The organism is Burkholderia sp. LA-2-3-30-S1-D2, assembly GCF_001523915.2.
In the GTDB taxonomy this organism is placed as follows: Bacteria; Pseudomonadota; Gammaproteobacteria; order Burkholderiales; family Burkholderiaceae; genus Burkholderia; species Burkholderia diffusa.
Window position 1 is genome coordinate 158,244 of record NZ_CP013383.1, and the last position, 12,403, is coordinate 170,646.

Annotated in this window: 10 protein-coding genes; 8 read left to right on the top strand and 2 right to left on the bottom strand. The window is 68.9% G+C overall.

The annotated features are described in order from the left end of the window. The first annotated feature begins 56 nt into the window (after positions 1–56). The 3 genes from acnD to WS66_RS00760 all read left to right on the top strand — a co-directional run bounded on the left by acnD (position 57) and on the right by WS66_RS00760 (position 5,292). Entirely contained in the window at positions 57–2,651 is a 2,595-nt protein-coding gene (acnD, locus tag WS66_RS00745; RefSeq protein ID WP_059598932.1) for a Fe/S-dependent 2-methylisocitrate dehydratase AcnD, read from the top strand. Between the two features lie 26 nt (positions 2,652–2,677). After that, the gene (gene prpF / locus WS66_RS00750; RefSeq protein ID WP_059598933.1) at positions 2,678–3,868 is read left to right on the top strand and encodes a 2-methylaconitate cis-trans isomerase PrpF; all 1,191 of its coding nucleotides are present in this window, start codon (positions 2,678–2,680) and stop codon (positions 3,866–3,868) included. Between the two features lie 371 nt (positions 3,869–4,239). Beyond that, the gene (locus tag WS66_RS00760; protein ID WP_059598934.1) at positions 4,240–5,292 is read left to right on the top strand and encodes a CaiB/BaiF CoA transferase family protein; all 1,053 of its coding nucleotides are present in this window, start codon (positions 4,240–4,242) and stop codon (positions 5,290–5,292) included. Positions 5,293–5,566: 274 nt separating this feature from the next. Here WS66_RS00760 and WS66_RS00765 read toward each other — a convergent pair whose 3' ends face one another. Further along, positions 5,567–6,010, bottom strand: coding sequence for a PaaI family thioesterase (locus WS66_RS00765; protein ID WP_059467287.1), 444 nt, complete (start codon positions 6,008–6,010; stop codon positions 5,567–5,569). Between the two features lie 272 nt (positions 6,011–6,282). Here WS66_RS00765 and WS66_RS00770 point away from each other — a divergent pair, with 272 nt between their 5' ends. Continuing rightward, positions 6,283–7,911 (top strand): methyl-accepting chemotaxis protein, encoded by a 1,629-nt coding sequence (locus tag WS66_RS00770; protein WP_059598935.1) that lies wholly within the window; start codon positions 6,283–6,285, stop codon positions 7,909–7,911. Here the strand turns inward: WS66_RS00770 and WS66_RS00775 are convergent. Next, positions 7,884–8,993: an AGE family epimerase/isomerase gene (locus WS66_RS00775; protein ID WP_059598936.1), complete on the bottom strand. Its 1,110-nt coding sequence runs from the start codon at positions 8,991–8,993 to the stop codon at positions 7,884–7,886. The two genes, WS66_RS00770 and WS66_RS00775, sit on opposite strands and share 28 nt — an antisense overlap. Positions 8,994–9,105: 112 nt before the next feature. On the opposite strand from WS66_RS00775, the gene WS66_RS00780 reads away from it, so the two are divergent. From WS66_RS00780 to WS66_RS00790, 4 genes are all read left to right on the top strand, one after another. Then, a complete protein-coding gene (locus WS66_RS00780; protein ID WP_059598937.1) occupies positions 9,106–9,804 on the top strand; it encodes an MgtC/SapB family protein in 699 nt (232 codons plus the stop codon). Positions 9,805–9,908: 104 nt separating this feature from the next. Further along, positions 9,909–11,330 (top strand): hypothetical protein, encoded by a 1,422-nt coding sequence (locus WS66_RS00785; protein ID WP_059598938.1) that lies wholly within the window; start codon positions 9,909–9,911, stop codon positions 11,328–11,330. 175 nt (positions 11,331–11,505) lie between these two features. Next, positions 11,506–11,661: a hypothetical protein gene (locus WS66_RS33995; RefSeq protein ID WP_170296432.1), complete on the top strand. Its 156-nt coding sequence runs from the start codon at positions 11,506–11,508 to the stop codon at positions 11,659–11,661. Positions 11,662–11,812: 151 nt separating this feature from the next. Then, on the top strand, positions 11,813–12,292 hold the full coding sequence (locus tag WS66_RS00790) for a GNAT family N-acetyltransferase (protein WP_059598939.1): 480 nt from the start codon (positions 11,813–11,815) through the stop codon (positions 12,290–12,292). The last annotated feature ends 111 nt before the right edge of the window (positions 12,293–12,403 follow it).

Below are 12,403 nucleotides of genomic sequence, written 5' to 3' on the forward strand. Positions count from 1 at the left end.
GTGATGCGGGTTGCCGGCGCGCGCGGAACGTCTTACCCCGATTTCCGCCCCACATCATGAATACCGCCTACCGCAAACCCCTGCCCGGCACGTCGCTGGACTTCTTCGACGCGCGTGCCGCGGTCGAAGCGATCGCCCCCGGCGCGTACGACACGCTGCCGTACACGTCGCGCGTGCTCGCCGAAAACCTCGTGCGCCGCTGCGATCCGGCAATCCTCGCCGATTCGCTGAAGCAGATCATCGAGCGCAAGCGCGAACGCGACTTCCCGTGGTTTCCGGCGCGCGTGGTGTGCCACGACATCCTCGGCCAGACGGCGCTCGTCGACCTCGCGGGCCTGCGCGACGCGATCGCCGAGCGCGGCGGCGACCCGGCGAAGGTGAACCCGGTCGTGCCCGTGCAGCTGATCGTCGACCACTCGCTCGCCGTCGAGTGCGGCGGCTTCGATCCGGACGCGTTCGCGAAGAACCGCGCGATCGAGGATCGCCGCAACGAGGATCGTTTCCACTTCATCGAATGGACCAAGCAGTCGTTCGAGAACGTCGACGTGATCCCGCCGGGCAACGGCATCATGCACCAGATCAACCTGGAGAAGATGTCGCCGGTGATCCAGGCGCAGGATGGCGTGGCGTATCCGGACACCTGCGTCGGCACCGACAGCCACACGCCGCACGTCGACGCGCTCGGCGTGATCGCGATCGGCGTGGGCGGGCTGGAGGCGGAGAACGTGATGCTCGGCCGCGCATCGTGGATGCGCCTGCCCGACATCGTCGGCGTCGAACTGACCGGCAAGCGCCAGCCCGGCATCACCGCGACCGATATCGTGCTCGCGCTGACCGAATTCCTGCGCAAGGAAAAGGTGGTCGGCGCGTACCTGGAATTCCGCGGTGCGGGCGCGGCGAGCCTCACGCTCGGCGACCGTGCGACGATCTCGAACATGGCACCCGAATACGGCGCGACGGCCGCGATGTTCTTCATCGACGGCCAGACGACCGACTATCTGCGCCTCACCGGTCGCAGCGACGAGCAGGTGAAGCTCGTCGAGACCTACGCGAAGGCAGCGGGCCTGTGGGCCGACACGCTGAACGGCGCGCAGTACGAGCGCACGCTGACGTTCGACCTGTCGAGCGTGGTGCGCAACATGGCCGGCCCGTCGAACCCGCACAAGCGGCTGCCGACATCCGACCTCGCCGCGCGCGGCATCGCCGGCCAGTGGGAAGAGAAGCCGGGCGAGATGCCCGACGGCGCGGTGATCATCGCCGCGATCACGAGCTGCACGAACACCAGCAACCCGCGCAACGTGATCGCCGCAGCCCTGCTCGCACGCAACGCGAACGCGAAGGGCCTCACGCGCAAGCCGTGGGTGAAGAGCTCGCTCGCGCCGGGCTCGAAGGCGGTCGAGCTGTATCTGGAAGAAGCGAACCTGCTGCCGGAACTCGAGAAGCTCGGCTTCGGCATCGTCGCGTTCGCGTGCACGACCTGCAACGGGATGTCGGGCGCGCTCGATCCGAAGATCCAGCAGGAGATCGTCGATCGCGACCTGTACGCGACGGCCGTGCTGTCCGGCAACCGCAATTTCGACGGCCGCATCCATCCGTATGCGAAGCAGGCGTTTCTCGCGTCGCCGCCGCTCGTCGTCGCGTATGCCATCGCCGGCACGATTCGCTTCGACATCGAGAAGGACGCGCTCGGCCACGATCAGGACGGCAAGCCCGTCACGCTGAAGGACATCTGGCCGACCGACGAGGAGATCGACGCGATCGTCGCATCGAGCGTGAAGCCCGAGCAGTTCCGCAAGGTCTACGAACCGATGTTCGCGCGCAGCGCGGATGCGGGCGAGCGTGCGGCGCCGCTGTACGACTGGCGTCCGCAAAGCACGTACATCCGCCGTCCGCCGTACTGGGAAGGCGCGCTGGCCGGCGAGCGCACGCTCAAGGGCATGCGCCCGCTCGCGGTGCTCGGCGACAACATCACGACCGACCACCTGTCGCCGTCGAACGCGATCATGGCGAACAGCGCGGCCGGCGAATACCTCGCGAAGATGGGCTTGCCGGAAGAAGACTTCAACTCGTACGCGACGCACCGGGGAGACCACCTGACCGCGCAGCGCGCGACGTTCGCGAACCCGACGCTCGTCAACGAGATGGCGGTCGTCGACGGCGTGGTGAAGAAGGGCTCGCTCGCGCGCGTCGAGCCCGAGGGCAAGGTCATGCGGATGTGGGAAGCGATCGAGACGTACATGAATCGCAAGCAGCCGCTGATCGTCGTCGCCGGCGCCGACTACGGCCAGGGCTCGTCGCGCGACTGGGCCGCGAAGGGTGTGCGGCTCGCGGGCGTCGAGGCGATCGTCGCCGAGGGCTTCGAGCGGATCCACCGCACGAACCTGATCGGGATGGGCGTGTTGCCGCTCGAGTTCAAGCCGGGCACGAATCGCGCAACGCTCGGCATCGATGGCACCGAGACCTTCGACGTGGTCGGCGCGCGCACGCCGCGCGCCGATCTCACGCTCGTGATTCACCGCAAGAACGGCGAGCGCGTCGAGGTGCCGGTGACGTGCCGGCTCGATACGGCCGAGGAGGTGTCGATCTACGACGCGGGCGGCGTGCTGCAGCGTTTCGCGCAGGACTTCCTCGAATCGTCGCAGGCTGCCTGACCGGGTCACACAGGGACAACGCAAACATGGCTCACATTCCTCAAATCAGGATTCCGGCGACGTACATCCGCGGCGGCACCAGCAAGGGCGTGTTCTTCCGGCTGCAGGATCTGCCGGACGCCGCGCAGGCGCCGGGCGCCGCACGCGACGCGCTGCTGCTGCGCGTGATCGGCAGCCCCGATCCGTACGGCAAGCAGATCGACGGGATGGGCGGCGCATCGTCGTCGACCAGCAAGACGGTGATCGTGTCGAAGAGCACGCGGCCCGGTCACGACGTCGACTACCTGTTCGGGCAGGTCTCGATCGATCGCGCGTTCGTCGACTGGACCGGCAACTGCGGCAACCTGTCGGCGGCCGTCGGCCCGTTCGCGATCAGCGGTGGCCTCGTCGATGCGTCGCGCGTGCCGCGCGACGGCATCGCGACCGTGCGTATCTGGCAGGCGAACATCGGCAAGACGATCGTCGCGCACGTACCGATCACGAACGGCGCGGTGCAGGAGACGGGCGATTTCGAGCTGGACGGCGTCACGTTTCCGGCCGCCGAAGTGCAGCTCGAGTTCATGGACCCGGCCGCCGAGGAAGAAGGCTCGGGCGGCTCGATGTTCCCGACCGGCAACCTCGTCGACGACCTCGTCGTGCCGGGCATCGGCACGCTGAAGGCGACCATGATCAACGCGGGGATTCCGACCATCTTCGTCGAGGCCGAGGCGATCGGCTATACGGGCACGGAGCTGCAGGACGCGATCAACGGCGACCCGAAGGCGCTCGAGAAGTTCGAGACGATCCGCGCGCATGGCGCGCTGCGCATGGGCCTGATCGACACGCTCGACGAGATCGCGACGCGTCAGCATACGCCCAAGGTCGCGTTCGTCGCGAAGCCGGCCGATTACGTCGCGTCGAGCGGCAAGCGCGTGAATGCGGGCGACGTCGACCTGCTGGTGCGCGCGATGTCGATGGGCAAGCTGCACCACGCGATGATGGGCACGGCGGCGGTCGCGATCGGCACGGCCGCGGCGATTCCCGGCACGCTCGTCAACCTGGCGGCGGGCGGCGGTGAACGCAACGCGGTGCGCTTCGGCCATCCATCGGGCACGCTGCGCGTCGGCGCGGAAGCCCGGCTCGAAAATGGCGAATGGACCGTCACGAAGGCGATCATGAGCCGCAGCGCGCGCGTGCTGATGGAAGGCTGGGTGCGGGTGCCGGGGGATGCGTTCTGAGCGTGTCGCGGTTCGCGCGCGCAACCCTGCAGTGCTGAAACGGACCGATCCCTGCGAAGCGGACCTGCTGCGCAGGGATTTTTCGTTTGGCGCACGTGTGATGACGGCAATTCGCGACGCAAAGCGTCGCATCGGTGACCGTGCCGGTGCGTTGAAGCGCATTGCGGTCATGATGCACGGGGGGCGCGCTGGCTTGAGTCATCGCGGATCGACCGCAACGGATGGGGCTAGCGTAGGCGCTAAGGCGCCAACGCTGGTCGACCGCGAAGCATGGGACCCGCGTAAGCGCTAAAGCGCCAACGCTGGTCGACCGCGAAGCATGGGACCAGCGTAAGCGCTAAAGCGCTAACGCTGGTCGACAGGAGAATCGTATGTCGCTTGGTGTCCCGCTTTCCGGCGTCCACATCGTCGAATTCGAAGGCCTCGGCCCCGGCCCGCTCGCGGGCTGGATGCTCGCCGGGATGGGGGCGCGCATCACGCTGATTGCGCGTCCCGCGGGCCGCACCAGCGCGCCGGACGCGCTGCAGGGCCGCGACGGCGACCTGCTGCGCGAAGGCAAGACGATCGTCGAACTCGATCTGAAGACGCCGGCCGGCCGCGACGCGGCGCTCGCGCTGATCGCGCAGGCCGATGCGCTGATCGAGGGGCTGCGGCCCGGTGTGATGGAGCGCCTCGGTCTCGGCCCGGACGATTGCGCACGCGACAATCCGAAGCTCGTGTACGGACGGATGACGGGCTGGGGCCAGGACGGACCGCTCGCGACGGCCGCCGGGCACGACCTGAACTACGTCGCGCTGACGGGGTTGCTGTCGCTGTCCGCGCCGCGCGACGGCCGGCCGGGCGTGCCGCCGACCGTCGTCGGCGATGCCGGCGGCGCGCTCGGGCTCGCATTCGGGATCATCTGCGCGCTGTTCGACGTGCGCGGCGGCGGCCCGGGGCGCGTGGTCGACGGCGCGATCGTCGACATCGTGTCGATGCTCGGCTCGCTCGCGCTGTGGGCGCGCGCGAACGGGCAGCTCGATGGCACACAGCCGAGCCTCTTCCACGATGCGCCGTTTTACGACGTGTATCGCTGCGCGGACGGCGAATGCGTGACGATCGGTGCGCTGGAGCCGCCGTTCTACGCGCTGCTGGTCGAGCGGCTCGGGTTGACCGACATCGATCCGGCGTCGCAGTACGATCGCGCACGCTGGCCGGCGCTGAAGGCGCGTTTTGCCGACGTGTTCGCGCAGCAGCCGTCAGCGCACTGGCGCGCGCTGCTCGAAGGCACCGACGTGTGTTTCGCGCCGGTGCTGAGCGTGGCCGACGCGGTCGAGCATCCGCACAATGCGGCGCGCGGGATTTACCGCACCGACGCGAGCGGTAACGTTCGGGCGCGCGTGGCACCGCGGTTTCTGCCGTTGAAAGCGGGCACCGCGGAATAGGTCGGCCGAAGCGTCGATCCGCGGATTCGGTTCGACACGACCCGTTCGAATTCCGGCATGCCGGGCGGATCGAGCGGAAGTGACCGTGCTGGACGTCGCAGTCGGTCGCCGTGATCGCGACGCCGTCTATCGCTGCCGCGATGAAGCGATGGAACCGGACGGTGCGCGTCGCGCGTGCCGCGGCTGGTGGTTGCGATGTTGCATCACAGGCACGGGGCGCGATCGTCAGGACGACGCCGGCAGGTAATCCGATGGCCTTTGCGTCCGGGACAATTCACGCCGTTTCCTCCGGCGCATCCGGCATCTTGCCGTCGCCGACGCGATTGATCGTGCCTTGCGCGATCGCGACGAGCCGCTCGTGATCGCCGTCGATGACGAACACATGACACTGGCAGGTCGCCTGGTGCCGCCCCGCGTAGACGACCTTCGCGCGCGCGACGAGCGTGCCGTTCACGGCGGGCCGCAGGTAGTTGATCTTGTATTCGGCGGTGATGACGCGCGGGCCGAGCACGAGCGCGCCTGCGAACGTCAGCGCGTTGTCGGCGAGGTAGCCGATCACGCCGCCGTGCACGAAGCCGTGCTGCTGCCGCAGCTCTTCCCGCACGGGCAGGCACAGCGACACCTCGTTGTCGCCGATATGCATCAGCTCCGTGCCCAGCAGCATGCTGAACGGTTGCGCGCGCAATGCGCCGCGCGCGTGGTCCGTGATGTCCGTCATCGACTGCCCTCGCAATGCGTGTCCGCTTGCGCTGAACTCTAGGAAGGGGGCTGCGGATAAGCAAGGAAATTCGTCCGCATTTCGCACAATGGCCGGCGCGATGCGACGCGATTATTGCGTCGAACGCGCACATTGTTCTTGTTTGCTGGCGATTCGACGGGACTGGCGGGTCTCGGGCGGCCGCTTCTCACCCGCATTCCTAAAGTCCGACGAAGAAATGCCGCTAATGCCGGGGCATTGCTCCATCGTCGCCTTTCCAGGAATCTCCCCCCATGTTCGGAAAAATCAAGCTCGCGTCGGGTCTGCTCGGCGTGTTGACCGTGTTTTGCCTCTTTCTGTTCGCGATCGAGGCACTCGGCTTCTGGGCGCTCGCATCGACGCGCAGCGGCGTCGACGATCTGTCGAACGTCGCGATCGGGCAGGTCGACGCGGCCAGCCAGGCGACCGAGCGCCTGCTCGACGCACGCGTGAACCTGTCGCGCGCGGGCACGCGGATGGTACGCGGCGGCCCGAAGCCCGACGAGATCATCCGCCATGCCAGCGCGTCGCTTGCCGAAGCGGACAAGGCGTTCTCCGCGCTGACGGCCGCGCAGGCCGTCGACGCGACGAACCGTGCGCGCGTAGCGGCGCTCGCCGAGCGCTATCGCGCGCTGCGCGGCGCGCTGGGCGAACTCGTGCAGTTCCTCGACGCCGACAACATCCAGGCGTTCCTCGACCAGCCGACACAGGGTTTCCAGGATGCGTACCTCGCCGAGCTGCATCGCTTCGCCGACTACGGCGCCGCGTCGAGCCGCGACGCGCTCGCCACGATCGATAGCGGGATTCAGTGGTTCAAGTGGGTCGGCATCGTGCTGCTGGCGGCGATGCTCGCGGCGAGCGCGGCGATTTACGCTGCCGCGCGGCGCGCAGTGGTCGCGCCGCTGGACGAAGCCGGCCGCCATTTCGAGCGCATCGCGCTGGGCCGGCTCGACGAAGCCGTGCGGGCAGGCGGCGTGTTCGAGATCGACCGGATGTTGCGCGGCCTTGCCGCGATGCAGGCGAGCATCGCTGACACCGTGCGCACCGTGCGTCACGCGTCCGATGCGATCCACCTCGGCGCGGGCGAGATCGCCGGCGGCAACGCGGACCTGTCCGCGCGCACGGGCACCCAGGCCGCGTCGCTCGAGGAAACCGCCGCGAGCATGGAGGAACTGACCGCGACCGTTCGCCAGAACACCGACAGCGCGCGTGCGGCCAGCGCGCTGGCCGACGCGGCGCTCGACGCGACGCGTCACGGCGGCGGCGTGGTCGACAGCGTGATCGACCGGATGCGCGCCATCGCCCAAAGCTCCGGGCGCATCGCGGAGATCATCTCGGTGATCGACGGCATCGCATTCCAGACCAACATCCTCGCGCTGAACGCGGCGGTCGAGGCCGCGCGGGCCGGCGAGCAGGGCCGCGGCTTCGCGGTGGTCGCCGGCGAAGTGCGCTCGCTCGCGCAGCGCAGCGCGCAATCGGCGAAGGAGATCAAGGCGCTGATCGAGGAGTCGGTCACGCAGATCGACGGCGGCTCGGAACTCGTCGAACGGGCGGGCGACGCGATGCGGACGGTATCGGCGTCGATCACGCGGGTCGTGCAGACCATGTCGGAGATCACGGCCGCGTCGGTCGAGCAGAGCGTCGGCATCGAGCAGGTCAATCAGGCGGTCACGCAGATGGACCAGTTGACGCAGCAGAACGCGGCGCTGGTGGAGGAAGTCGCGGCGGCGGCCGCGTCGCTGAACGACCAGACCGCGCACCTGATGCAGGCGGTGTCGGTGTTCGAACTGGGCGACGCGCGCGCGGCTCGCGGTCTTCGCGACGAGCGCGCGTCGTCGTCGTTTGCCGACGCCGGTTACGAAACGGCGGGCAGCGCCGCGTAAGCTGTCGCGAGGTGGTAGGGCGTCGTCGACGGCATGTCGGCGCGCGACACCTGCCCGTCGGCCGTCTTGCACTCGAACCAGCCGCGCGGATGCAGGAAGCGCGCGGCGAAGCGCTCGATCTGCTGCGCGAGCGGCGCGGAGGCCGGCGTGCCGCCGTGCATGGCGAGCGCGCGCAGGTATTCGGTCTGCGCCCAGATCCGTTGCGTGCCGTCGATGCATGCGCCTTGCGCGTCGACTGCCGCACACACGGCGCCCGTGCGCGGATCGATCCCGTGCTGCTCGGCGAATGCGAACGCGCGCGCGAGTGCGTCGGGGAGCCCGGTTTGCGCGAGACGCGCGCCGGCCGCATCGACCAGATAAAACCATTCGAACTGATGGCCGGGCTCGAAGCGGTTGTCGGTCGCCCCGAGCGGCAGTTCGGCGATGCAGCCGATCGCCGTATCGACGAACGTGCGCTCGACGGCCTGCGCGGTGCGCAGGAGCGCATCGTCGAACGCCGCATCGCCGAATGCATCGGCGGCCGCAAGCCATGCTTCGGTCAAGTGCATCAACGGGTTCTGCAGCGCGCCGCTGCCCGATGACGAGAAATCGGCGTGACGCGCGGCGTCGAGCAGCGCGTCACCCGGCTGTGGCGCGAAGCGGTCCTGGATCAGCGCGGCGGTGTCCTCGGCGACCGTGCGCGCCGCGGTGTCGCCCGACGCCGCATGCCATGCGGCGCACGCGAACACGACGAACGCATGCGTATAAAGGTCCTTGGTCGTGTCGAGCGGCGCGCCTTGTGCATCGACGCTGTAGAACCAGCCGCCGTGGCGCGGATCGCGGAAGCGGCTGCACAGCGAGTCGAACAGCGTGGCCGCGTGCGCGGTGTGGCCGGCCTGCGCGAACACGAACAGTTGCCGCGCGCATGCCATTGCGCGATAACGGGTGACGGGCAGCGGTGCATGGGTGGCCGGATCGACGGCCTCGAACGGTAGCCGCAGCGTCTGGTCGAACCCTGAACCCTGCCAGATCGGCAGGATGACGTGCGCAAAATGGTCGCGCAATCGGGCGGCCTGGGCGGAAGCGGAAGCGGGAACGGACATGGCGGGTTGAGCGCTTGGATCGAATTGAGTCGGCGCGGAGCGGCGCGGCCGGGGCCAAGGATAAACCATTCCGCGCGGCCGTCCTCAAAACAGAAGACAGGAGAGAAATCGGATGCTCGGCAACCTGGAACTCGTGATGCGGCTGGTTCTCGCGGCCGCGCTCGGCAGTGTCATCGGCTTCGAGCGGGAGCGCCTTTCGTGGGCGGCCGGCCTGCGCACGCACATGCTGGTCTGTGTCGGCTCGACGCTCATCATGATCGTGTCGGCGTTCGGTTTCGCCGATGTGCTGGGCAGCAGCGACCACATCGTGCTCGATCCGTCGCGGATCGCCGCGCAGGTGGTGTCGGGCATCGGTTTCCTCGGCGCGGGCTCGATCCTGCTGCGCGGCGAGATCGTGCGCGGGCTGACGACCGCCGCGAGCCTGTGGTCGGTCGCCGCGATCGGCCTCGCGGTGGGCGGCGGACTGTACGTCGCGTCGATTTCCGCGACGATCATCATCCTGATCATCCTGGCCGGCATCAAGCCGCTCGAGCGGCGCTACTTCACGGTGCGGCAACGGCGTCAGCTCGCGCTGACGGTGGTGGGCGGCGCGCTGACGTTCGATTCGCTGCACGCGGCCCTCGGCCCCGACAGCGCGCGCGTGAAGCAATTCATCGTGCAGCGCGCCGACGACACGGACGAGCACGACGAGGTGCGCATCGCGCTCGGGCGCGTGTCGGATCTCGAATACCGCGCGATCTGCGACAAGCTGCGCGGGCTGTCGTGCGTCACGCGATTCGAGGAAGGCAACGGGTTGTCGGGCGACGAATAGACGGCATCCGATCGGCCGGATCGGCGATCGGTCATGCGACAATGGCCGGTCACTGATTCCGTTCGACATCCGGTTCCGCGTTCGCGGGCCTGTAATCCGACTCCATGACCGAATCCGTTTCCCTGCCTCGCTCCCGTTCCCGCTCCGACCGCTCGTCGGCCCGTTCGCGTCCGCGTTCCATCGCGGCCGCGGCAGACACCGCCGCCAGGGCAACCGCGCGCTCCGGCAACGCGACGGGCGGCGATGCGCCGCGGGACGAACGCACGCTCGACCTGTTCGGCGATCCGGTGCTCGAGCCAGCCGCGCGCGGGCCGGTGGCCTCGCACGATGACGGGGCGGCGGGTGCCGACACGGTGGCCGCCGTCGCGGACGGCGATGACGCCGGCCGGCAGGCGACGCTGGATGGGTTCGGTACGTCGGGCGCCGACGGCGGGGCGGTCGAGCCGGCGCCTGACGTTGCGAAAACGACGGAGTCTGCGCCGACGCGTGCAAACGGCGATGTGGCCGATGCCGATGTCGTGCGCGCGTCCGCTGCCGATGCCGATGCAACGAAGCTCGGCGCGGCGCGGCTGTCCGACGGTATCGCCGCGACTGCAGCCGGCGAGCCGGCAACCGACGGCAGCCAGGTGAAGACCGGCAGTGTGGCGGAAGCCGGCGACACGGCCGGAACGCGCGCCGATCGTTCGACGGCGAATGCAGGGGCGGCGGAAGGTGCGGTCGATGCGGTCATCGGCGACGGACCGGCGAAAGCGGGCGGTGAGCCCGAAGGCGCCGCCGTGCCGGCCACACGCGACGAAGTAGCGCGGACGCCCGGCGAGCCCACGAAGGGGCGTCGCGCAGCTTCCGGTGGCAAGCGCCGTGTGGCCGCAGGCGCACGCGAAGCGGCAGCGGCGCGCGGCGCGCCGGAAGCGGTGGCCGTCGACGCGCAGTCGGAAGTGACCTCGGCGCCGCATCCTGCACCATCAAGCGAGCCGTCGGCGACCGCCGAACCGGCGCAGCCCACGATTACCGCAGTTGCCGCGAGTGCCCGTGACGCCGCGCGGGCAGCCGCCGCGCCGGTCTCGCCATTCGTGCAGCCCGTTGCGTCCGCGGCGTCGTTCGTGACGAAGCCGTCGGCGGATCGTGCGCAACCTGCCACGTCGAGCGCGTCGGCTATCGACCCCGACACGCAACTGCGCCCGCTGTCGGATCGGCTCGCCGCGCTGCAGGCCGAGACGGCCGGCATGAAGCAGGCGGCCGATCGCGAGATGCGGCGCGTCAACCGGCTGCTGCTGGCGCTGACGGTCGTCGTGTTCGCGGGGCTCGTCGCGCTGATGCTGCAAACGCGGCAGATCGCGCACCTGAAACAGGAAGTTGACGCCCGGCAGCAGCGGATCGACCGGCTGGCTGCCGACCTGTCGACGCAGCAGGCAACGCTGATGACGCTCGCGGAACACCACGAAGCGATGCTGTCGCAGGTCGACCGGCTGCAGCGCAATGCGAACCGCGAGGCGGCGGCCGCGAAGCGTGTGCGTCGCGCGCATTAAATCGTCCGACCCTATCTGCAAACCCCGGCACGACAAGGCGCGTCGGGGCGGACCGTCGATCGGCGGTGGCGCGGGTGCGGCAAACTGATGCGGTGAGCTGGCGGAGTTCAGGGAAAACCCTTAGAATGGCATCCATCTAAGGGAAAACCCTAGAGCCATCTGTCAGGAGTCTCACATGAGCTTCATTCTTGCCCTGCTGCAAAAGATCGACGACCTGTTCGTCTCCCCGCACCTGCCGCTCGACGCGGAATATTCGTACGCTGCGCGTCACGCCGAAGCCGAGCGCGTGCGTCGTGCGAGCCTCGTGCCGATCGTCCTGTACCGTCGCTGATTCGCTGATTCGCTGATTCGCTGATTCGCTGATTCGCTGATTCAGCGCGGCGCTCGTCGCCACTGCCTGCCCGTTTTCCACCGCCGCATCGCGCGCCGGTGCGATCGTCCCGCTACACTGGAAGTCCGACTTCCCTCGCGACCCCCGGGCCATGCTGCAGATGCGGCCGATGACGGCCGGTGAATTCCACGCATACCGCACGCGCGCCATCGACGGCTACGCGCGCGATCTCGTGTCATCCGGGCAGAACGCGACCGACGACGCGGCGAACCGCGCCCGCGCCTGCTTCGATACGCTGCTGCCCGACGGCCTGCTCACCTCCGGCCAGACGCTCGTCCAGCTGATCGACGCCGCCAGCGGCGACACGGTCGGCGACCTCTGGTACGCGATCGTGCCCGAAGGGCCGAACCGTACGCTGTTCATCTACGATCTCGACATTGTCCCGACCCGGCGCCGCCAGGGCTGGGCCATGCGCGCGCTCGATGCACTGGAGGCCGAGGCGCGCCGTCATGGCGTCACCGAAATCGGGCTGTCGGTGTTCAATCACAACACGGCCGCCCGTGCGCTGTATCGGGCGTGCGGCTTCGTGCCGATTACGACGACGCTGATCAAGCCGGTCGTCCAGAGCTGAGGCCGGTGCGCACGCGTCGGTGACGCGCGCTGCCGTTTTCCCGGCCTTCTTCCGGTGATCGGTCCCGACGCAGCGCATGCAATGTGCGCCCCGCCGGTCGGCAAGCCATTT

What these genes read in the sequence shown, in the direction of transcription:
- acnD (WP_059598932.1), top strand. Translation starts at nt 57, where the DNA reads ATGAATACCGCCTACCGCAAACCCCTGCCCGGCACGTCGCTGGACTTC.
- prpF (WP_059598933.1), top strand. Translation starts at nt 2,678, where the DNA reads ATGGCTCACATTCCTCAAATCAGGATTCCGGCGACGTACATCCGCGGC.
- WS66_RS00760 (WP_059598934.1), top strand. Translation starts at nt 4,240, where the DNA reads ATGTCGCTTGGTGTCCCGCTTTCCGGCGTCCACATCGTCGAATTCGAA.
- WS66_RS00765 (WP_059467287.1), bottom strand. Translation starts at nt 6,010, where the DNA reads ATGACGGACATCACGGACCACGCGCGCGGCGCATTGCGCGCGCAACCG.
- WS66_RS00770 (WP_059598935.1), top strand. Translation starts at nt 6,283, where the DNA reads ATGTTCGGAAAAATCAAGCTCGCGTCGGGTCTGCTCGGCGTGTTGACC.
- WS66_RS00775 (WP_059598936.1), bottom strand. Translation starts at nt 8,993, where the DNA reads ATGTCCGTTCCCGCTTCCGCTTCCGCCCAGGCCGCCCGATTGCGCGAC.
- WS66_RS00780 (WP_059598937.1), top strand. Translation starts at nt 9,106, where the DNA reads ATGCTCGGCAACCTGGAACTCGTGATGCGGCTGGTTCTCGCGGCCGCG.
- WS66_RS00785 (WP_059598938.1), top strand. Translation starts at nt 9,909, where the DNA reads ATGACCGAATCCGTTTCCCTGCCTCGCTCCCGTTCCCGCTCCGACCGC.
- WS66_RS33995 (WP_170296432.1), top strand. Translation starts at nt 11,506, where the DNA reads ATGAGCTTCATTCTTGCCCTGCTGCAAAAGATCGACGACCTGTTCGTC.
- WS66_RS00790 (WP_059598939.1), top strand. Translation starts at nt 11,813, where the DNA reads ATGCTGCAGATGCGGCCGATGACGGCCGGTGAATTCCACGCATACCGC.